This window comes from Microbacterium wangyouchuni (genome assembly GCF_051546305.1).
GTDB lineage: Bacteria > Actinomycetota > Actinomycetes > Actinomycetales > Microbacteriaceae > Microbacterium.
Genome location: NZ_JBPTMA010000003.1, coordinates 279,546 through 300,633, shown reverse-complemented (window position 1 = coordinate 300,633; position 21,088 = coordinate 279,546). Strand labels below are relative to the sequence as shown.

18 protein-coding genes are annotated in these 21,088 nt (G+C 64.8%); 5 read left to right on the top strand and 13 right to left on the bottom strand.

What is annotated here, in order from left to right:
- Position 1 precedes the first annotated feature (1 nt).
- Together ACSS7Z_RS08045 and arfA are read right to left on the bottom strand one after the other, a co-directional pair.
- A complete protein-coding gene (locus tag ACSS7Z_RS08045) occupies positions 2–991 on the bottom strand; it encodes an ABC transporter substrate-binding protein (RefSeq protein WP_438253983.1) in 990 nt (329 codons plus the stop codon).
- A gap of 252 nt (positions 992–1,243) precedes the next feature.
- Entirely contained in the window at positions 1,244–2,755 is a 1,512-nt protein-coding gene (arfA, locus tag ACSS7Z_RS08040; protein WP_438253982.1) for an arabinosylfuranosidase ArfA, read from the bottom strand.
- Positions 2,756–2,900: 145 nt separating this feature from the next.
- Between arfA and ACSS7Z_RS08035 the strand changes: the two genes are divergently transcribed.
- The 3 genes from ACSS7Z_RS08035 (at position 2,901) to ACSS7Z_RS08025 (ending at position 6,109) form a co-directional block, all read left to right on the top strand.
- On the top strand, positions 2,901–3,818 hold the full coding sequence (locus tag ACSS7Z_RS08035; RefSeq protein ID WP_438253981.1) for a carbohydrate ABC transporter permease: 918 nt from the start codon (positions 2,901–2,903) through the stop codon (positions 3,816–3,818).
- On the top strand, positions 3,815–4,708 hold the full coding sequence (locus tag ACSS7Z_RS08030) for a carbohydrate ABC transporter permease (RefSeq protein ID WP_438253980.1): 894 nt from the start codon (positions 3,815–3,817) through the stop codon (positions 4,706–4,708). Before ACSS7Z_RS08035 ends, ACSS7Z_RS08030 begins: the two co-directional genes overlap by 4 nt.
- Before the next feature lie 66 nt (positions 4,709–4,774).
- Entirely contained in the window at positions 4,775–6,109 is a 1,335-nt protein-coding gene (locus tag ACSS7Z_RS08025; RefSeq protein WP_438253979.1) for an ABC transporter substrate-binding protein, read from the top strand.
- 93 nt (positions 6,110–6,202) lie between these two features.
- Here the strand turns inward: ACSS7Z_RS08025 and ACSS7Z_RS08020 are convergent, their stop codons facing one another.
- The 5 genes from ACSS7Z_RS08020 to ACSS7Z_RS08000 all read right to left on the bottom strand — a co-directional run bounded on the left by ACSS7Z_RS08020 (position 6,203) and on the right by ACSS7Z_RS08000 (position 11,198).
- Complete coding sequence (locus ACSS7Z_RS08020) at positions 6,203–7,156, bottom strand: 3-hydroxyacyl-CoA dehydrogenase family protein (RefSeq protein WP_438253978.1); 954 nt, start codon at positions 7,154–7,156, stop codon at positions 6,203–6,205.
- The gene (locus ACSS7Z_RS08015; RefSeq protein ID WP_438253977.1) at positions 7,153–7,620 is read right to left on the bottom strand and encodes a ribose-5-phosphate isomerase; all 468 of its coding nucleotides are present in this window, start codon (positions 7,618–7,620) and stop codon (positions 7,153–7,155) included. Before ACSS7Z_RS08015 ends, ACSS7Z_RS08020 begins: the two co-directional genes overlap by 4 nt.
- Entirely contained in the window at positions 7,617–9,401 is a 1,785-nt protein-coding gene (locus ACSS7Z_RS08010) for a dihydroxyacetone kinase family protein (protein WP_438253976.1), read from the bottom strand. Before ACSS7Z_RS08010 ends, ACSS7Z_RS08015 begins: the two co-directional genes overlap by 4 nt.
- Positions 9,398–10,378 carry a sugar phosphate isomerase/epimerase family protein gene (locus tag ACSS7Z_RS08005; RefSeq protein WP_438253975.1) on the bottom strand — a complete coding sequence of 327 codons (981 nt, stop codon included), beginning with the start codon at positions 10,376–10,378 and terminating at the stop codon, positions 9,398–9,400. Before ACSS7Z_RS08005 ends, ACSS7Z_RS08010 begins: the two co-directional genes overlap by 4 nt.
- A 121-nt stretch (positions 10,379–10,499) precedes the next feature.
- The gene (locus ACSS7Z_RS08000) at positions 10,500–11,198 is read right to left on the bottom strand and encodes a GntR family transcriptional regulator (protein WP_438253974.1); all 699 of its coding nucleotides are present in this window, start codon (positions 11,196–11,198) and stop codon (positions 10,500–10,502) included.
- A gap of 109 nt (positions 11,199–11,307) precedes the next feature.
- Here ACSS7Z_RS08000 and ACSS7Z_RS07995 point away from each other — a divergent pair, with 109 nt between their 5' ends.
- Positions 11,308–12,348, top strand: a complete 1,041-nt coding sequence (locus ACSS7Z_RS07995) for a LacI family DNA-binding transcriptional regulator (RefSeq protein WP_438253973.1) — start codon at positions 11,308–11,310, stop codon at positions 12,346–12,348.
- Positions 12,349–12,372: 24 nt separating this feature from the next.
- Here the strand turns inward: ACSS7Z_RS07995 and ACSS7Z_RS07990 are convergent, their stop codons facing one another.
- Genes ACSS7Z_RS07990 through ACSS7Z_RS07975 form a run of 4 tightly spaced genes read right to left on the bottom strand, consistent with a single transcriptional unit; the run spans position 12,373 to position 16,926 of the window.
- Positions 12,373–12,900, bottom strand: coding sequence for a hypothetical protein (locus ACSS7Z_RS07990; protein ID WP_438253972.1), 528 nt, complete (start codon positions 12,898–12,900; stop codon positions 12,373–12,375).
- A complete protein-coding gene (locus ACSS7Z_RS07985; RefSeq protein ID WP_438253971.1) occupies positions 12,897–15,104 on the bottom strand; it encodes a malate synthase G in 2,208 nt (735 codons plus the stop codon). Before ACSS7Z_RS07985 ends, ACSS7Z_RS07990 begins: the two co-directional genes overlap by 4 nt.
- Complete coding sequence (locus ACSS7Z_RS07980; protein ID WP_438253970.1) at positions 15,101–15,529, bottom strand: GlcG/HbpS family heme-binding protein; 429 nt, start codon at positions 15,527–15,529, stop codon at positions 15,101–15,103. The genes ACSS7Z_RS07985 and ACSS7Z_RS07980 overlap by 4 nt, the downstream gene beginning before the upstream one ends.
- Entirely contained in the window at positions 15,526–16,926 is a 1,401-nt protein-coding gene (locus ACSS7Z_RS07975) for an FAD-binding oxidoreductase (protein ID WP_438253969.1), read from the bottom strand. The genes ACSS7Z_RS07980 and ACSS7Z_RS07975 overlap by 4 nt, the downstream gene beginning before the upstream one ends.
- A gap of 144 nt (positions 16,927–17,070) precedes the next feature.
- On the opposite strand from ACSS7Z_RS07975, the gene ACSS7Z_RS07970 reads away from it, so the two are divergent.
- On the top strand, positions 17,071–17,715 hold the full coding sequence (locus ACSS7Z_RS07970; protein ID WP_438253968.1) for a GntR family transcriptional regulator: 645 nt from the start codon (positions 17,071–17,073) through the stop codon (positions 17,713–17,715).
- A gap of 27 nt (positions 17,716–17,742) precedes the next feature.
- On the opposite strand, the gene ppsA is transcribed toward ACSS7Z_RS07970, so the two are convergent.
- Both ppsA and ACSS7Z_RS07960 read right to left on the bottom strand, forming a co-directional pair.
- On the bottom strand, positions 17,743–20,139 hold the full coding sequence (gene ppsA, locus ACSS7Z_RS07965; RefSeq protein WP_438253967.1) for a phosphoenolpyruvate synthase: 2,397 nt from the start codon (positions 20,137–20,139) through the stop codon (positions 17,743–17,745).
- Between the two features lie 22 nt (positions 20,140–20,161).
- Entirely contained in the window at positions 20,162–20,998 is an 837-nt protein-coding gene (locus tag ACSS7Z_RS07960; RefSeq protein ID WP_438253966.1) for a pyruvate, water dikinase regulatory protein, read from the bottom strand.
- Positions 20,999–21,088 lie beyond the last annotated feature (90 nt).

Genomic DNA, 21,088 nt, shown 5'->3' with positions numbered 1-21,088 from the left:
CTCAGTACTGACGGTCAGGCAGCGCCTCGATGGCCTGCTCCTGGGTGAAGGTGGTCTCCTCCGTGACGATACGGGGTTCGACCGTGCCGCCGTCATTCAACGTCTTGACGATGTCAACCAGCTGCTGTCCGAGCAACGGCGAGCACTCGACGATGAAGTTGATCTTGCCGTCGGCGAGCGCCTGCATACCGTCCTTCACGGCGTCAACGGTGATGATCTTGATGTCCTCGCCCGGGACGAGACCGGCCGCCTCGATCGCTTCGATCGCGCCGAGCCCCATGTCGTCGTTGTGCGAGTACACGAGGTCGATGTCCGGGTTGGACTTCAACAGCGCCTCCATCACCTGCAGTCCGCCGGCGCGGGTGAAGTCACCGGTCTGGCTTGCGACGATCTCGAACTTGTCATCGTCGCCGATCACGTTGGCAAAGCCTTCGGCGCGGTCGATCGCGGGAGCCGCGCCCGTCGTGCCCTCCAGCTGCACGATCTTGACGGAGTCCGCGTCGGCGAATTCCGCGACTGCCCAGTCCCCGGCCTTCTCTCCTTCTTCGACGAAATCGGAGCCCAGGAACGACACGTACAGTGATTCATCTTCCGAGTCGACGGCACGGTCGGTGAGGATGACGGGGATGCCGGCGGCCTTGGCCTCGTTGAGCACAGCATCCCACCCGGTCTCAACGACCGGCGAGAACGCGATGTAGTCGACCCCCTGCTGGATGTAAGAGCGGATCGCCTTGATCTGGTTCTCCTGCTTCTGCTGCGCATCGGAGAACTTCAGCTCGATGCCGGCCTCCTCGAACGCTGACTGCACGTCCTTGGTATTCGCCGTGCGCCAGCCCGACTCCGCGCCCACCTGGGCGAAGCCGACAACGAGCTCGTCGAGGGCCTTCGGTTCCTCAGATCCGCCGCCGGCTGGAGCCTCCCCGCCTGCAGCGCAACCGGCGAGGCCGATCAGCAGCAAGCTGGCCGCAGCGATCGAAATGAGCTTCTTCATGGGTGAACCTCCTTGTTCGTCCGGTACCAGTGCGGCGATAAACCGCCGTGCGTACGGGGCGGCCGCCCTGGCCGCTCCCGAAATGTTAGCGCTCACTGTTAGCGCTCACAAGAGCGGGCTGCGGTGCCTCTGCAACGAATCGGTAACGGCCGTGCGGCGTCGCTATCGCCGCTCGACAAGCGCAAATGGCTGCATCCACTCGCGGGATGCAGCCATTTGCGCTTGCCGGACGAACCCGAACAGGGGCCTAGCTCACCCCAGCGCGATCGCGCTCCACGAGACGGGAGGAAGAACGACCGTGAGCACACCGGCTGCGAGCGATGCTGTGTCGTTCGCGTGCGGAGCGACGCGATCGCGCCCCTCGAGGGTGTTCTTGGCGTAGATGTCGGAGTCGCTCAGAGTGTGAGCCTCGAGCACCGAGACGTCGCCGAGCCGGGCGACATCGACTGTGACCGTGATCGGATCCGTCGTGCTGCGGTTCACGAGGAACACCGCGGAGCGACCGGCCTCGGCATCGTGGGTTGCCACGGCATCTACCAGCGGAACCTCGCCGAAACGCGCTGTCTCGTACGTCGGCGAGTCGAGCTTGAGCTCGAGCGATTCGCCCTGCGCCAGGCGCGAGGTGATCGAGAACGGGAAGAACGTGGCCTGCCGCCAAGCGGGACCACCCGGTTCGGTCATGATCGGCGCGATCACATTCACGAGCTGAGCAAGCGAGGCGCTGGTGACACGATCGGCGTGCTTGAGCAGCGAGATCATCAGACCACCGAAGACGACGGCATCCAGCACCGAGTAGCTGTCCTCGAGGATCCGCGGCGCCACCGGCCAGTTCTCGATTCCCGTGATCTTGTCGACACCGTGGTAGCGGTCGATGTACCAGACGTTCCACTCGTCGAAGGAGATGTCGATCCGCTTCGAGCTGCCGCGCACAGCACCGACGTGATCGGCTGTCGCGACGACCGATTCGATGAAGCGATCCATATCGACGCCCGAGGCGAGGAAGGAGTCGATATCGCCGTCCTTCTCTTCGTAGTACGCGTGGCAGGAGATGTAGTCGACATCGTCGTAGGTGTGGCTGAGCACCACGCGCTCCCACTCACCGAAGGTCGGCATGTGAGCTCCGGAGGAACCACACACCACGAGAGTGACGTCGGGGTCGATCTGACGCATCCCCTTCGCCGTCTGCGCGGCGAGCTTGCCGTAGTCGTCGGCCGAACGGTGCCCCAACTGCCAGGGCCCGTCCATCTCATTGCCGAGGCACCACATTTCCACGGCGAAGGGCTTGTCACGTCCATTGGTCCGGCGACGCTCACTGAGCTCGGTGCCCCCGGGAATGTTGGTGTATTCGAGCAGGTCGAGCGCCTCCAGCGTGCCCCTCGTACCCAGGTTGACCGCGAGCATGAGGTCGCTGCCCACCTTCTCCAGCCACGAGGAGAACTCATGCAGTCCGACCTCGTTCGTCTCAGTGGAGTGCCAGGCCAGATCCAGTCGTCGCGGACGCTGCTCCCGCGGCCCGACTGAGTCTTCCCAGCGGAACCCGGAGACGAAGTTTCCACCCGGGTAGCGGATCGTGGAGACTCCGAGTTCGCGGACGAGCTCGATCACGTCCTGCCGGAAGCCCTCGGCATCCGCCGTCTCGTGACCCGGTTCGTAGATGCCGTCGTAGACGTGCCGACCGAGGTGCTCGACGAAGCCGCCGAACAACCTGCGGTGAATGCGTCCCGTGACGAAGTGCGGGTCGATGGTCAGATGCGCTGCCGGCATGCTCTGCTCCTCTGGCTCCTGAAGTACAACGTTGAAATACAACGTTGGAATACAACGTTGTAAATTCTCTCTCCGGAGTATAACCTTCTCAACCGAGGGGCGGACAACTGCAGTCCCAGAGGCATAGTTCGAGGAAGAAACTGCCATGACCGAGACAAATCGCATGAAGAAGCTGCTCTACAGCCAGCGGCTCGCGCCGTACCTCTTCATCCTGCCGTTCCTGTTGACGCTGCTCATTTTCTGGCTGGTTCCGGTCGGACGATCGGTGATCATGAGCTTCCAGGAAGTTCTGTACGGACAGGCGACATTCATCGGCACCGCGAACTACGACCGGCTCTGGCGCGACCAGGTCTTCTGGAAGGCCATGTTTAACAGCATCCGCTACATGGTGCTGACACTCGTGATCCTCGTTCCGATCCCGATGATGCTCGCAGCCGTCATCAACTCCCGGGTGGGTAACGGCCGGATCAAGAACTTCTTCAAGTCGTCACTGTTCGTGCCGGCTCTGACATCGGTGGTCGTGGCCGGCATCGTGTTCCGGCTGATGTTCGCTGAGACCGACTCGGGACTGATGAACCAGATCGTCGAGTTCCTCGGGTTCGGCCCGGTGCGCTGGCTCCGGGAGGACCTCACCGGCTTAGCTGCGCTGCTGCTTCTTGCCCTGTGGCGCTGGGCGGGCGTCAACACGATGTACTTCCTCGCTGGAATGCAGGCCATCCCCACTGACTACTACGAAGCAGCATCGATCGACGGTGCCAGCAAGATCCAGCAGTTCTTCCACGTGACGCTTCCGGGCCTCAAGCCCACGATCGTCTACGTCACCACCATCAGCGTGTACGGAGGACTGGCGATGTTCCTGGAGAGTTTCATGCTCTACGCCGGGAACAACTCCCCGAACAATCAGGGCCTCACAATCGTCGGCTACCTCTACCGAAAGGGCATCCAGGAGAACGACCTCGGCTTCGCTTCCGCTGTCGGTGTCGTACTCCTGGTGCTGGTCCTGGCGATCAACCTCACTCAGCTCACCGCCACGGGAACGTTCAAGAAGGAATCGACGCGATGACTCAGCAGACAGCGACGAGATCCGATCGCACCTCCAGCGCCAACGCCTCGCGGCCACGCATGACCCGCAGGACGGCCACGCTCATCCAGAGCGCCTTCCTGATCGTGATCGCACTGATCTCACTGGTGCCCGTGCTCGGGATTTTCGTCGGCACCTTCCAGGACGGCAACGATGTCATCCGCAACGGCATCTCGTTCTCGATCGACTTCTCCGAACTGAGCCTCGATAACTACACGATGCTCTTCACGGACTCCGGGATGTACTTCCAGTGGTTCTGGAACAGCCTGGTGCTGACCGTCATCCAGGTGGCCGGCACGCTGCTGGTGAGTTCGTTCGTCGCCTATGGATTCGCGATGTACGAGTTCCGCGGAAAGAGCCTGGGTTTCATCCTCGTGATCATCCTGATGACCATCCCCTTCGAGATGCTCATGCTGCCGCTCTACGTGCAGGTCAATGACATCGGCGCAGCGGACCAGTATTGGATCGTCGTGCTGCCGTTCCTCGCGCAGGCGGTGACGATCTTCTTCTTCCGCCAGTACTTCCTGGGTGTGCCCAAGGAGATCCTCGAGGCCGGTCGCGTGGACGGCGTCTCGGAGTTCGGCATCTTCTTCCGCCTCATCGTCCCCATCGCCAAGCCCGCCTTCGCCGCCATGGCGATCCTGAACGGCATGACCATCTGGAACAACTTCCTCTGGCCACTTCTCGTGCTGCGCTCGCCCGAGAAGTTCCTGCTTCCCATTGGCCTCAACACCCTGCTGACCCCGCACGGAAACAACTACGAGCTGCTGATCATCGGCTCGTTCTTCTCCCTCATCCCGATCCTGATCCTCTTCCTCGCCTTCCAGCGCTTCTTCGTCGCAGGCATGACTGCCGGCTCGGTGAAGGGCTGATCTCAGCAGCATCCTTCCTCCCCCTTTATCCGCAGTACCCCAACACACACAGTCAGGAGCAATATCATGCGAATCCGAAGGATTCTGACCGCAACGATCGCGGCGGGGCTGGCAGTCGGAGCTCTATCCAGCTGCACGAGCGACGACCAATCGGGCGGCGGCGAAGGCGCCGACGGCACCACCACACTAGACATGTGGGTGTTCGCCGAACTCCACGGCCAGGTCTACGAGGAGATGGCCGAGAAGTGGAACGAGGAGAACCCCGATAAGGCGATCGATCTCAACCTCACGGTCTACCCGTACCAGGACATGCACGACAAGCTCCTGCTCGCGGTGAACTCGAACCAGGGACTGCCCGATCTCGCCGACATCGAAGTCGGCAAGTTCGCGAACTTCGTCAAGGGCAGCAACCCGCCGCTCGCCGATCTGACCGAGGCCGCCGCACCCTACGCCGATGACGTGGTGCAGGCTCGCCTTGATCTGTACAGCCGAGACGGCAAGATCTATGGCTACCCGACGCACGTCGGCGCCTTCGTCGCGTTCTACAACACCGAACTGCTCGACAGCGCCGGCATCGACTACACGACGATCAAGACCTGGGATGACTTCGCCGCAGCTGGAACCGAGTACAACCAGGCGACGGACAAGGCCTTCAGCGTTGCAAGCACGGGCGTCTACTTCACCGAGCCACTGGCGATCGCGCAGAACGGCGGACAGCTCTTCGACGATGACGGGCTCGGCGCACCTGCGCTGACCAGTCCCGAGGTCGTCGAGACGATGCAGATGTTCCAGGACATGAAGGAATCGGGCGCGATCTCGACGATCCCCGGCGGCAGCCCGGACAGCGAGGAGGCCTTCGGCGCTATCAACAACGGCGACTACGCGGCCATCGTCTACCCGGCGTGGTACACCTCGCGCTATGTCGACTACATGCCCGAGCTGGCCGGCAAGATCGCGATCGCTCCCGCACCGCAGATCGAGGGCGCCGAAGTTCTCACGATCGGTGGCGGCGGCACCGGCACCTCGGTGATGGCGGCCAGCGAGAACAAGGAACTCGCCAGCGAGTTCCTCGCCTTCACGAAGCTGTCCCTCGACGCCAACGTGGCCGTGTGGGAGGTTCTCGGCTTCGATCCGGTCAACATGTCGGTCTGGGAGGACGAAGCGGTCACGCACAACCCCGACAACAAGTTCAACCAGTACTTCCAGACGAACCTGTTCGACGTGCTGAACTCGGTGAAGGACGGCATCGGCCACTTCCAGTCGTTCTCCAACGAGAACCTGCCCACCGTGGACAATCAGTTCCGGACGGTCACTCTCAACGAGATCTATGAGAGCGGCACCCCAGCTGAAGAAGCCCTCGAGCAGGCGCAGGAAACCGTGCTGAACGAGCTGGGCCAGTAACCCCAAAGGGCCTGAGTCCGGTATTGCACCGGGCTCAGGCCCTCAACGTTCTCCGCTTCAGTAGTCGACTCCGCTTCAGTAGTCGACTCCGCTTCAGTAGTCGACCGGGGCCGGTCCGAGCCGCTCCAATAGCTCCGCCATGGCGGCATAAGCCCGGTCCCGATAGGCGACCAGCTCGGCAGAGCGCTCGGGCGGAGTTGCGAGGAACCCGCGCCCACTCTTCACACCGAGATCGCCCTGGGCGACCCTCGTGCGCAGCACCTCCGGCTCGGCGAACCGATCCGGGTATGCACTACCGAGCGAGCCGTAGCAGAACTCGTAGACGTCGAGCCCGGCGATGTCTGCGATCGCGAATGGGCCGAAGAACGGCAGCCGGTAACCGAACGTCGTCCGGGCGATGGTATCGATCGCCTCGGGCGATGCGACCTGCTCCTCCACAAGGCGCGCCGCTTCGGTGAACAGCGCGTACTGCAGCCGGTTGAGCACGAAACCGGTGACGTCGGGGACCTCGACACCCTGTTTGCCACACTCCTCGAGCAACGTGATGGCCTGATCCACTCGCGAACGATCGGTCCCCGCATGCGGGATGACCTCCACCCCCGGAATGAAGGTGGCGGGATTGCTGAAATGGATGCCGAGAAAACGCTCTGGCAGCACGACGGCTTCCGCGAGGGCGGCGATCGAGATCGTCGAGGTGTTGCTCCCGATCAGGGCGTCGGGCGACGCGGCCGTACTGATGCGACGCAGAGTCTCATGCTTGATCTCGAGAACCTCCGGCACAGCCTCCTCGATCAGGTCGGCATTGGCGACGGCATCCTCGATGGATGCTGCCGGCCGCACGCGCTGCGCGATGATCTCTGCCGCTCCGACAGGGAACAGTCCGTCGTGTTCGAACTTCTCCGCCTCGCGCACGATCCGCTCGTGGCTGCGGGCTGCCTGCTCCGCGGACACATCCGCGAGCACCACATCCCGACCGGAGAGCGCGATCACTTGGGCGATACCACCACCCATATATCCCGAGCCGACGACGGCAACACGTTCACTCATTCTGCTTCCTCTTTCTCGATATCACTGATGAGTGCCACTTTCGCCGCTGAGCCGGATTCCGGATCAAACCGGAGATCCAGCCACTCGTCGATGAGCTTCTTGGCCAGTTCCGCGCCGATGACACGTGCCCCCAACGTCAGAACCTGAGCGTTGTTGCTGAGTACGGAGCGCTCCACCGAATACGCATCGTGAGCGGTGACGGCCCGGATTCCGGCGACCTTGTTGGCAGTGATCGCCATGCCCAGCCCCGTGCCGCAGACCAGCAGCGCCCGATCTGCCTCGGCGTCAACGACGCGGCGAGCGGCTTCTGCGGCGATGCGCGGATAGGGGGTGGTGCCCGAAGCATCCACGCCGATGTCGATGATCGACTCGACACGCTCGTCAGCCTCGAGCATCTCCCGCAGCATCTGCTTGAGCACGTAGCCGGCGTCATCCGCGCCGATGATGATGCGCCATCTGTTCATGTCCGGTTCCTTTCAACCATCACGGAATGCGTCGTGCGCACGATTACTGCGAACGAGACCGCCCCCGGATCGGGGTGCCCGATGCTGCGCTCGGCGAGGGGACGCGCGCGGCCGCGCTTCGGGGAAAGGGCCGCGGTAGCGTCGGCCGCACGTTCGGCCTCAAACGCTCCGGCAGCCAGCGCGTCGATGAGATCGGCGCCCGACTCGATCGCGCTTTTCAGCGCCTGTTCGAAGGGCAGCAGGGCATCGAGCATCGTCTTGTCGCCCGGTTCCGCGCCGCCGAGTTGGACCAGGCGTTCGCGTGCCCGCATCACGGCTTCTGCGACAGCTGCGCCATCGATGGTCGGGGAGCGCTCGAGCACAGCACCGAACTCGGCGAGCGCCGCTCCCCAGAGAGCACCGGAAGTACCGCCGGCCCGATCGGCCCAGGCGTCGCCGGCGGCCTCCAGCAGTTCGCCGATGCCCACCTCCGGCACGACCCGCTCGGCTGCGGTGCACGTCGCTTCCAGCCCTCTCAGCATCCCGACTCCGTGATCGCCGTCGCCGGCGATGGCATCGAGTGCGCCCAGCGCATCGGCCTCGACGGCGATCGCGTCCCTCGCAGCGCCGAGCAGATCCCGCGCGACCGTCGCCGCGTGCACCGACTCCGCGCTCGCCGAGCGCCTCGGGGCGGACGGTTCGGCATCTCTCCCCGCGAGTGCCGGGCTCTCCGTGGGCGCCCGGCTCCCCGTGGGCGCCTCGCGCCCGCTTTCCCCCGGAGCGGGGAGCGCGGAAGCCTGCCGCACCGGATTGCCGCGAACGAGCGCGGTAGTTCGTGCTGGACTGCACCAGAGTTCTTCGAGCTCATCGTTCAGCCACATCAGCGTGACCGAGACGCCGCCCATGTCCAGACTCGTCACCAGGTCGCCGCACAGCGGCGCCACCACCGTGAGACCGTGACGGACGAGTTCCTCATATACGTGCCGGAAGAGGACGAACAATTCCTCCTGCGTCACCGCCCCGAGGCCGTTCACCAGGAGCGCCACGCGATCCGAGGCGCCGTGCGGTCGCTCTTCGAGAAGGGGGTGCAGCAACGTCAGAGCGAGGCGATCGGCTGTCTCGAGGGGGACGTCACGGATGCCCGGTTCACCATGGATGCCGAGACCGATGGACATCATCCCCTCCGGTACCCGGAACAGCGGCTCGGTGGCTCCGGGCAGGGTGCACCCGGAGAACGCGACGCCCAGCGTCCGCGTTCTCGCGTTCGCCGCCAGTGCGAGGCGCTCGACCTCGTCGATCGCATCACCTCGGGATGCGGATGCCCCCGCGATGCGGAAGACGCAGAGATCTCCGGCGATGCCCCGCCGCTGATCGACGTGCTCCGCCGGTGCGCTTGCGATGTCGTCCGTCACCAGCACGGTGCGCACGTCCACGCCCCGGGTGCGGAGCCGGCGTTCGGTCTCACCGAAGTGGATCACGTCACCGGCGTAGTTCCCATAAGAGAAGAGGATGCCTCCGCCTGCCTCCACCTCGTCCGCCACGCGGATGGCCTGCGCTGTGGACGGCGAGGAGAAGATGTTGCCGCACACCGCTGCAGCGGCGAACCCCTCACCCACCGCCCCGGCGAAGCCGGGATAGTGACCGGAGCCGCCGCCAACAACGACCGCGACCTGTCCAGCAGGAAGAGCCTGGGCACGCGCGACGCCGCCGTCCACGCGCCGGAGGATATCGGAATGCGCTAACACGAGCCCGTCGAGGGACTCAGCGACGAAGACATCCGGGTCTGTGATGATCTTCGTCATCGGCGCACCTGGTCCGTCTGCTGTTCCACGCGGCTGCTCCCCAGCGCATACTCACGTCTGGGCAGAGCCCTGCTGCGCAGATATTCGCGATTCGTCGCACTGACGCTCAATCCGTCACCGCCGTAGTGCTCGACGCAGATGATGCCCTGAAATCCGGCGGCGACCGCTTCGCGCATCGCCCAGCGGTAGTCGATCAGCCCCGATTCCAGCGAGGCCGGAAATGTCGTCACGACGCCCGAGGCGGGGTCCTCATCGCGCAGGTAGTTCTTGACGTGCCAGAAGTTCGTATAGGGCAGCGTCGCGGTGAGCATCTCCCGCCAGTCCTCGATGGGTTCGTGCAGGCGGATCAGATTGCCGATGTCGGGATTGAGCCCGACCGCACGGTTGTCGATCTCCTCCACGAGACGCACCGCCGAAGCAGCCGTACCGAGATAGGTGTGCTCGTACATCTCCAGCGAGACAAGCAGCCCCAGTTCCTCGGCATGCGCGCCGAGCTCCCGGAATCGTCGCACGGCGAGCGCCCGGGCCTCTACGTCGTCGATCCGATCCTCATGACCGCGCGCCGTCCAGAACCACAGCGCCCGGCGCTGCTCGTCGGTCAAGGCTTGATGCAGGCCGAAGGAAACCACCCCGATGCCGAGCTGCGCCGCGGCCTCCAGCGTGCGGTGGCTGTAGGCGAGGTTATCGTCGCCGTGCGCCGCATCGATCACGGAACGACGGATGGCCGACAGCGAGATCGCACGCAGGTCGTGCTCGTCGAGAACTTCCTGAAGCAGGGCGAGATGCGCGGGCCCAAGATCGCCACAGCGCACCCAGGAGTCAGTCAGATCGACACTGTCGAATCCGGCATCCGCCACTTCGCCGAGTGCGCGCGACCACTCGGCACGAAGCGCGTCGTCATTTCCTCCCGGAGGCATGCTCGTGGGAAACGGCAGCATTGCCGCCGCAATCGGCCAGGTGTCGGCAGTGAGTGCCATCGTCCATCAACTCCATCGAATCCGGTATCGTGCACGATACACGAAAAAGGTTCACCAATGGGGCTCACGAGTCTCAGCCCGAGCGAAGCGAACGAGAGTCAGTCAGGTGGCTCTCGCGCGGTCAGTCCACAGCGATTTCGGCGAGCGAGCGCTCGCGAACACCGGTGAGATGCGCGCGCATGGCCGCCTCGGCTGCGGCGGAGTCACCCGCGGCGATCGCGTCCCTGATCGCACGATGCTCAGCCACTGTCGCATCGGCGTCGGTGACGCCCCTGCCGGAGAAGAGGCGGAAACGCTGGACGTGTCCCCCCAGGGCGTCGTAGGCATGCAGCAGGAAACGATTGTCGGTTCCCGCAACGATGGCCCGGTGGAACTCACGGTCCGCTTCGTAGTACGCACGGAAGGATTCGAACTGCTCGCCCGCTTGATCTGCGGCTAGCGTGCTCAGCGTCGCGTCCAGCTGCTCGAGCAGCGGTGCGCGCCCTTCCCGTTCAGCAGTTGCGGCGGCGGCGGCCGGTTCCAGAAACAGGCGCGCATCCATGAGCTCGGCGAGCTCATGCGCCTCAAGGGCCGGCGCAACACGGTATCCGCGCAATGCAAGTCGTTGAATGAGGCCGGTCGATTCCAGACGGGCCAGCGCCTCGCGAACCGGGCTGCTGGAGACACCGAAATCACGAGCCAGCGCGTCAATGCTCAACGGCGATTCTGGCTCCATATGCCCGTCGATGATGAGACGCAGCAGTTGATCGTGGACGTCATCCACCACCAGCCGAGGACTGATCCGCGCTGGCCGATCAGGTCGAGAAAGCTCGGTCGGCATTGCGCCATCATACGCGGCGCGCGACAGGGGCCGGGTGACATGGCGGGGCGCGGGAGCAGGTGCCAGCTAAAGTATGGGGAACGCGACGCACCGAGCGCGGGGCAGGACGATGGGTGACTTAATGGGCTCGACGATGCATGACGTCGCGCGCCTGGCGAGCGTTTCGATCAAGACCGTATCGAACGTCATCAACGATCATCCGCATGTCCGTCCCGATACGCGCGATCGAGTACTCGCGGCCATCGCCGAGCTGGACTATCGCCCGAACCTCTCAGCCCGCGGGCTCCGCTCGGGACGAACCGGCGTCATCGGCCTCGCGGTGCCCGCACTTCGGGAGAATTATTTCGCCGAGCTCGCGGACGCAATCATTCGGGCCGCGGATGCCCGGGGCCTCGGCGTTGTTGTCGAACAGACCAGCGGCGATCGCGAGCGCGAGCTGCAAGTCGTCGCCGGCGGGCGTCTGCGCCTGACGGACGGCCTGCTGTTCAGCCCGTTCACCCTGGGCCAGAATGACGTGAAATCGCTGAGCACCGATTTTCCGCTGGTTCTGTTGGGAGAGCGGATCTTCAACGGCCCGACAGACCATGTCGCCATGCACAACACGTCGTCGGCGCGCGCCGCGGTGGAGCATCTCCTCGACATCGGACGCCGCAGAATCGCCGTTATCGGTGCTGAAGCGGAGCGCGGCGACGAGGTCAGCTCGGCGAGTCTGCGCCTGGACGGTTACGTCCTTGCGCTCGAGGGCGCCGGCATTGAGGTCGATCAGTCTCTGATCCGCAGCAGCCCCCACTGGAACCACTCCGCCGGAGCTTCCATGATCCGTGAACTGATCGAAGAGGGCACAGCGTTCGACGCGGTCTTCGCCCTCAACGACACGTTGGGGCTGGGCGCGCTCCGAGCGCTCGGCGAGTCGCGGCTCCGTATCCCCGAGGATGTCGCGGTCATCGGCTTCGACAATATCGATGAGGCCAGGTTCTCCCTCCCGTCCATGTCAAGCGTGGACGTGGGCAGTGAGCAGATCGCGGCTACCGCGGTGGATCTGCTCATCGAACGCATCGCCGAGAAGGGATCTCGACGCCCTCCTCGCACCGTCAAGCCCGACTTCCGCATCGTCCGTCGCGAATCCACCGGCTTCCCGGGAACTGGATAGGAGCTCAGCGGCGCGCGCAGCAGATCAGGCGCACTCTTCGGTCTGCTCGGTGATGATCCACTCGGATGCCGGACGCTCCATCACGACTGTCCCGCAGTCCCCGCTGGCGAGGTAGGTGACGAACAGAACGGCGTCGCTCGCCGTCTCGGATTGCACGTCGATGGTCACCTCAGCACTCTGATCGAACGCGCGATACAGCTCTGCAGCGACAGTGATCATCTCCTCGCACGTGGAGACCTCAGGGAAACCGTCGCGCTGCATTTCCGCGAGCATCCGGGCGACGAGCTCGGGCGACAGCGGCGCGCAGGCAGCATCGAGGTCGGGAACGCGCGAAGCATCGAGCCACGCGAGGAAGCTCGTTGCCGCATCTGTTTCCGGCGAAGGTGTCGTCGGATGCGACGGCGCGGCGGTTGGTGTCGGCGATTCCGAAACCGCCTCCGCAGGCGGCGTCGCCGAATCCTCAATCGCTGGCACCGGCGCGCATCCGCTGATCAGCGCTGCTCCCAGGACGAACATTCCGATCAGCGGCACCAGGGTCTTCGTCCTCGTCATCCGCCTATTTTGGCAGAGTCCGCGTGCTGCGATGACTCCACGCCTGCCTTCTTCTCACGCCGCAGTCGGTGCAGGAGCGGCTCGGTATAACCATTGGGCTGGCGGGCGCCCTCGATGATCAGTCGTCGGGCCGCATCGAAGGCGAGCCCCGGCCCGTACGCTCCGACCAACGGCTCGTACAGCAGGTCATCCGCGTTCTGCTGGTCAACGACAGGTGCCATCCGGTGCAGGCTCTGGTCGATGTCGTCGACGTCGATCACGCCGTGCACCAGCCAGTTCGCCAGCAGTTGGCTGGAGATGCGCAGTGTGGCGCGATCCTCCATCAGTGCGACGCCATGAATGTCGGGAACCTTCGAGCACCCGATGCCCCGATCGATCCAGCGCACGACGTAGCCGAGGATTGACTGCACGTTGTTGTCGAGCTCAACCTCGATCGTCTCCGGCGAAAGCGAACCGTCCACCAGCGGAATGTGGAGGATCTCGTCGATGGACTGTGCCGGACGTTCCGCTAGCTCGGCGGCCACCGCGTCTGTGTCGACCTCGTGATAGTGCAGCGCATGCAGGGTTGCCGCGGTCGGCGACGGCACCCACGCCGTCGTCGCTCCGGCCCGCAGCTGCGACGCCTTCTGTTCGAGCATGTCGCGCATGAGGTCGGGCATCGCCCACATCCCCTTGCCGATCTGACCGCGTCCGCGCAGGCCAGAGGCCGTGCCGACAGCGACGTTGGAGCGCTCGTACGCCGCCAGCCATGCTTCATCGCGCATGGCGGCCTTCGGGACCATGACGCCCGCATGCATGGAGGTGTGCAGCTCATCGCCGGTGCGATCGAGGAAGCCGGTGTTGATGAAGGCGACGCGCTCGCGCGCAGCCTCAATGCAGGCGGCGAGGTTGACGGTCGTTCGGCGTTCCTCGTCCATGATGCCGAGTTTCACGCTCGCGTGCGGCAGATCCAGCAGCTTCTCGACCCGTTCGAAGAGCGAGACGGCGAACGCCACCTCTTCCGGTCCATGCATCTTCGGCTTGACGACGTAGACCGATCCGGTGCGAGAGTTTCCGCCCACGGCATCCCCCCGCAGGTCGGCGACCGAGCCGAGGACCGTCATGACCGCGTCGAGGATGCCCTCGGGTATCTCAGCGTCCGACGCATCAAGAACCGCATCGGTGGTCATCAGGTGACCGACGTTGCGAACAAGCAGCAAGGAACGCCCAGACAGCGACACACTGCCGCCATCGGGAGCGGTGAACGTGCGATCGGGATTCATCGTCCGCAGGAACGTCGATCCGTCCTTCGCTACCTCTGCGGTGAGGTCGCCGCGCATCAGCGCATGCCAGTTGCGGTAGCCCCGCACCTTGTCTTCGGCATCCACTGCCGCGACCGAGTCTTCGAGGTCCATGATCGTCGTCGTGGCCGATTCGATCACGATGTCAGCGATCGCGGCCGGGTCAGAGCTGCCGATCGCGCTCTCGCGGTCGCGCACGATCTCGACGTGCAATCCGTGATGGACGAGAACGACCGATGCTGGATCTGCCGGGTCGCCGGTGAAGCCGACGAATCCGTCCGGGTAGGCAAGAGCGATGGCGCCTGCGGACGCGAGCTGCACCCGCAGCGCTCCGTCTTCGACCCGGTAACCCGTGGCATCGCGGTGCGATCCGCGCTCGAGCGGTGCGACCTGATCGAGCAGCTCGCGCCCACGCTGAATCGCCGCTGCGCCGCGGGCGGGGTTGTAGCCGCTTCCTGGTGCGAGATCGCCATCGGCAGAGATCACATCTGTGCCGTAGAGCGCGTCGTAGAGCGAACCCCACCGCGCGTTGGCGGCGTTGATCGCGAATCGTGCGTTGAGCAGCGGCACCACGAGCTGGGGGCCGGCGATCTGCGCGATCTCCGCATCGACGCCCTCGGTGACGACCGTGACGGATGCCGGAGCCGTCAGCAGATACCCGATCTCTTCCAGGTGGCGGCGATAGTCGGCAGCATCCGGTTGTCCGGGGTTCGCCAAGTGATACGCATCGAGGCTCTGCTGCATCCGGTCACGAACGTCGAGAAGCTCGCGATTGACGGGAGCAAGATCGCGGATGATGTCGGCCATGCCCGACCAGAACGCGCCCGCGTCGATTCCGGATGCCGGAAGCGCCTCCCTCTCGACGAATTCCACCAGCGGCAGCATCACCTGAAGTCCAGACCGGTCCACCCGCTGCGCGTTCATCGGGCGACCTCCACATCGGCGCCGAGTTCGGCGAGCAGAGCGAGCGCGATCTCAGCGTCCTGGTCCGGACGCCCACCCGCGATGCCGATTCCACCGATGTGCACACCGGCGAACGAGAGGGGAACGCCACCGGCAACGCTGGTGAGCAGTCCGCCGGTGCCGTGCTCGAGCGCGACGGCGAACTCGGGTGCGATCGCAACGGTGGGCTTGCGGGTCGACGCGGCGGTTGCCGCCTTTCGGCGACTCGTCTCAACGCTGTGCGGTGTGGCACCATCGGTGCGGCCGAAGGCGACCATGGCCATGGCGGGGTCGGCGACGGTGATCACCGCACGCACGCCCGCGGCGGTCGCGATCTGCATTCCGAGCTCGATCGCGCGGGCTGCGGTGGCATAGGTGACGGCCTGGATGGATGTGTGCGTGGTCATGAGGCTGCCTCTCCCAAGGGTCCGAATACGGCGCCGGGGTTGAAGATGTTCTGCGGGTCAAGGGCGTTCTTGATGCGAATGTTGAGTTCGAGCACGTCCGGGCCGAGGTACGCCGGCAGCCACGGCTGCTTGAGTCGACCGACCCCGTGCTCGCCGGTGATGGTGCCGCCGAGTGAGATCGCAAGGTCGATGACCTCTCCGTAGGCGGCTTCGGCGCGGGCCTGCTGGTCGAGATCGTTCGGGTCGAACACGATGAGCGGATGCGTGTTGCCATCGCCCGCGTGCGCGATGACGGCGATCAGAACCTCACGCGCGGCAGAGATCTGCTCGAGCCCGGCGACCAGATCGCCGAGGCGCGGGAGCGGAACGCCGACGTCTTCGAGCAGCAGCTTGCCCTTCTTCTCTATCGCCGGAATCGCCATTCGGCGGGCCACGACGAATGCCTCGCTCTCGTCGGGATCCGCTGTCATATAGCACTCGCTCGCGCCGAACTGTTGGCAGATCGCCTCCACCCGTGCGACCTCTTCACTCGCCGCGGCCGGTGACTCGTCGGATTGGATGATGAGCATCGCCGCGGCTTCCCGGTCGAGCCCCATGCGCGTCTCGTCTTCGACGGCATTGATCGAAGTGCGATCCATGAGCTCCAGCATCGATGGGCGCATAGTTCGCGTGATCTCCAGCACCGCGTCGGTCGCGCCCGTCAGTGTCGGGAAGGTGGCCACGACCGTGGATGGGGGCCGCTGGGCGGGGACCAGACGGAGGATGATCTCGGTGATGATGCCGAGCGTCCCTTCGCTTCCGACGAACAGCTTGGCGAGGGAGAGCCCAGCGACGTCCTTCAGCCGGGGGCCGCCGAGGGTCACGGCGCGGCCATCGGCGAGGACGACCGTCATGCCGAGCACATAGTCGGTCGTCACGCCGTATTTGACGCAGCAGAGACCACCCGCGTTGGTTGCGACGTTGCCGCCGATCGAGCAGAACTCGAACGAGGACGGGTCCGGCGGGTACCAGAGGCCGTGGGCTGCGGCGGCCTGCTTCACCTCGGCGTTGAAGGCCCCGGGCTGGACTGTGGCCATCCGGGTTGCGGCATCGACCTCGATCCGTCGCATCCGATCGAGAGAGACGATCAGCGCGCCTTCGACGGCGGAGCTGCCGCCGGAGAGCCCTGACCCGGCGCCGCGCGGCACAATGGCGATGCGATTGCGGGCCGCGATCTGCACGACCTCCTGCACCTGCTCGGTCGTGGTCGGGCGCACGACGGCGAGCGGGACGCCGGCGTTCGGATCAAGGGCCCGATCCCACCGGTAGGCGTCGATGGATGCCGGGTCCGTGATGAGCGCGTCGACAGGAAGCGCCTGCGCTAGTTCTGGGATCACCGGGTGAGCTGCGGCTGTCATATTGTCTCCATCTGCTCCCTGGGCCTTCGCGCCCGTTCGAACCGAGGCTAGCGTTAGATACGTCATAGATGCAAGATAGATACAACATGAATCCCAACGCCCGCTTTGCGCGATAATCTGGAGGGCGAGGCGAAGGAGGTCCGGATGTCCCAGCCGATGTCTGCGTCGGATCAGGTCTACCGACATGTTCGTGAGCTCATCCTCGACGGACAGATCGGCTCCGGTGAGCTGATCACCGAGGGGCAGTTCGTTGAAGCCACTGGCCTGAGCCGCACACCCGTGCGCGAAGCTTTTTTGCGGCTCGAGGCCGAGGGGTGGCTGAAGCTCTATCCGAAGCGCGGCGCGCTGGTCGTGCCCGTTCAGCCGGAGGAGAAGGAACAGGTTCTCGAGGCGCGGCAACTCATCGAGACGCACGCGATGACCACGATCGCGGCGAGCGCCGATGCCGCCCAGGCCCTGCGCCGCCGGCTGCTCGACATCACCGAGCAGATGCGTGTGGCGATGGATGCCGGCGACATCGAGACGTTCACGACACTGGATGCCGAGTTCCACCTCGTGATCGTGAATTCCAGCGGCAACGACATCCTCGCCGATATCTATCGCGGTCTGCGTGACAGGCTTCGGCGCATGACGACGCGGTCGGTCTGGCACGACAAGACGCGGATGCAGGCGATCGTGACCGACCACACGGATCTCGCCGAGATCGTCTCACAACGGGACGTCGCCGCGTTCTCGACGCGACTCATGGAGCACATGCGATCGATCCACGATCGGGCGCATCGGCGGTAAGAGGTGCTGCGTGCTGCCGCGCAGGTGTCACCCGAGTGCCGGCACCGCCTTCTCCGCGCGCTGCGCCAACCGCATCCACGTCTCCACCACCGTGTCGGGATTGAGTGACATCGACTCGATGCCCTGATCGAGCAGCCAGTCGGCGAGGTCCGGATGATCAGAGGGGCCCTGCCCGCAGATGCCGACGTACTTGCCGCGACGCAGGCACGCTTCGATCGCCATCGCGAGCATCTTCTTCACCGCGGGGTCGCGCTCGTCGAACGTCTGCGCGACGAGCGCGGAGTCGCGGTCAAGGCCGAGCGTCAGCTGGGTCATGTCGTTCGAGCCGATCGAGAAACCGTCGAAGTGATCGAGGAACTCGTCCGCCAGCAGCGCGTTGGATGGCACTTCGCACATCATGACGACCTCGAGGCCGTTCTCGCCGCGACGCAGGCCGTTTGCGGCGAGCAGCTCGATGACGGCTGCGCCCTCGGCCACGGTGCGGACGAACGGGATCATGATCTTGACGTTCTTCAGGCCCATGTCATCGCGCACCCGGCGGATAGCCTCGCACTCCATGTCGAAGCACTCGCGGAAGTCCGCGGAGATGTAGCGCGACGCCCCACGGTACCCGATCATCGGGTTCTCCTCGTGCGGCTCGTAGCGGTCACCACCGAGCAGGTTCGCGTACTCATTCGACTTGAAGTCGCTCATGCGCACGATCACCGGCTCCGGAGCGAACGCTGCGGCCAGCATCGCCACACCCTCTACGACGCGCTGCACGAAGAACTCCCGCGGTGACGAGTACGCCGCGATGCGGTCGGAGATCTGGGTTCTCAGATCGTCCGGGAGCGTTTCGTAATCGAGGAGCGCCCGCGGATGGATGCCGATCTGGCGGTTGATGACGAACTCCAGGCGCGCGAGTCCGACACCACGATTGGGCAGGCGCGAAAAGGAGAAGGCCTGATCGGGTGTGCCGACATTCATCATGATCTTGACCGGAACCTCCGGCATCCGATCCAGGTGGGTCTCCTCCTCGGTGAAGTCGAGGAGACCTTGGTAGACGAGGCCGTCGTCACCCTCCGCACACGAGACGGTGACGTCAAGGCCGTCAGGGAGCACGCTGGTCGCATCTCCCGTGCCGACGACCGCGGGGATGCCGAGCTCGCGCGCGATGATCGCCGCGTGGCAGGTGCGGCCGCCGCGGTTCGTGACGATCGCGGATGCTTTCTTCATGATCGGCTCCCAGTCGGGGTCGGTCATGTCGGCCACGAGCACGTCGCCCGCTGTGAAGTCCGCCATCTGGTCGATGCTGCGTAGCACGCTCACCGCGCCGGAGCCGATCTTCTGACCGATCGCGCGTCCGGTCGAGAGCACATCACTTCGCTCGGCGAGTACGAAGCGGCGCATGACGTTCGCGTCGGCGCGGGAAACGACGGTCTCTGGTCGAGCCTGCAGGATGTAGATCCTGCCGTCGACGCCGTCGCGCGCCCACTCGATGTCCATCGGGCGTCCGTAGTGCTGCTCGATCGTGACGGCGTGACGGGCCAGTTCTTCGACCTCAGCATCCGTGATGCTGAGCAGGCGGCGCTGGCCGAGCGGGACGTCTTCAAAGACGGTCGTTCCGCCGACCTGCTCACTCTCGGTGTATCGCATCGCGATCGCTTTCTCGCCGACGGAGCGCTTGAGGATCGCGGGGCGGAAAGCGGCGAGCGCCGGCTTGTAGACGTAGAACTCATCCGGGTTCACGGCACCCTGCACGACGGCCTCCCCCAGCCCGTACGAGCTGGTGATGAAGACGGCATCCTCGAAACCGGATTCGGTGTCGACGGTGAACATGACTCCGGATGCTCCGATGTCGGAGCGCACCATCCGCTGCACGCCGACGGAGAGCGCCACGTCGTGGTGGTCGAAGCCGTTGTGCACCCGGTATGAGATTGCGCGGTCGTTGTAGAGCGACGAGAACACCTGCTTCACTGCCTGCAGGATGTGCTCGATGCCGGCGATGTTGAGGAATGTCTCCTGCTGGCCGGCGAAGGATGCATCTGGAAGGTCTTCCGCGGTCGCCGATGAACGTACGGCCCAGGAAACGGCATCCGGGGCGGGGTCGTTCTCGACCAGGCGCGTGTAGGCCGAGCGGATGTCGCGTTCGATGTCGGCGGGCAGGGGCTGTTGCTCGATCCATTCGCGCACCGCTGCGCCGACTCGAGAGAGCTGGGTGACGTCATCGACGTCGATCGCGTCGACGGCTTCGCGAATGCGCAGGTCGAGGCCACTCTCTCGGAGGAAGGAGCGATAAGCATCCGCTGTCGTCGCGAAGCCGCCGGGCACGCGCACGCCGAGATCGGAGAGGTGGGAGACCATCTCGCCGAGGGAGGCGTTCTTGCCGCCGACCTGAGGAAGGTCTGCCATGCCGACCTCGTCGAACCACAGGATGTTGCTCATAAGGATGCTTCTTTCACTCGGGTCATGAACGCAGCTTCATGGTCTGCATGATGACCGCGGACATCTCCTCGACACTTTTGGTCGCGGAGTTCAGGAAGGGAACACGGTTGCGTCGGTAGAGGTCTTCGGCACGGCGCAGCTCGACGGTGCATTGCTCGAGGCTGGAGTACTGCGAGCTCGGCCGCCGTTCGTGGCGCACCTGACTCAGCCGCAGGGGCGTGGTGGTGAGCCCGAAGCAGCGGTCACCATACTTCGCCACTGCACGAGGGAGTGCTTCGGACGGGTAGTCGTCGTCCGTGAGCGGGTAGTTCGCCACTCGCAGCCCGTGTTGCAGAGCGAGGTACATGGTCGTGGGCGTCTTGCCGCAACGGGATGGCGCGATGATGACGACGTCAGCCTGGTCGAGGGCCCTTGAGCTCTGCCCGTCGTCATGCTCGATCGCGTATTCGACGGCGCGCATGCGCGCGAAGTAGCGGTCAGTATCGCCCAGGCCGTGGAACTGGCCGAGTTGTTCTGATGCCGTCGTGCCGAGTGCTGTCTCCAGCTCCGTCAGGTGACCGGCGAGGAGGTCGATGAGGGTGGCTTGGGAAGTGGCCAGGATGCCGCGGAGCGCAGCGTGCTTCACCGTTATGAAGACGAGGGGTGCGCGGCCTTGCTCAGCGTCAGCGTCGATGCTGGTGACGACTCCGCGCGCCTCGGCATCGGTGACCACGAATGGGATCGTGTGTTTGAGGAAGCGGATACCGGGGAAGTTCGCCAGCAGTGCATTCCCGAGAGTTTCCGCGGTGACACCCGTGCTGTCCGAGACGAAGTACGCGGCGCGCGGGGCTGCGGTGTCTGGGACTGCGGGGGTGGTCATGATTCGACGATACGGAAGGTTCAAGGCTTCTCCTAAGCCGATTACGACGAAGGATTCGCGGTTCTTTCACCTTGGATAAGAGTGCGGCCC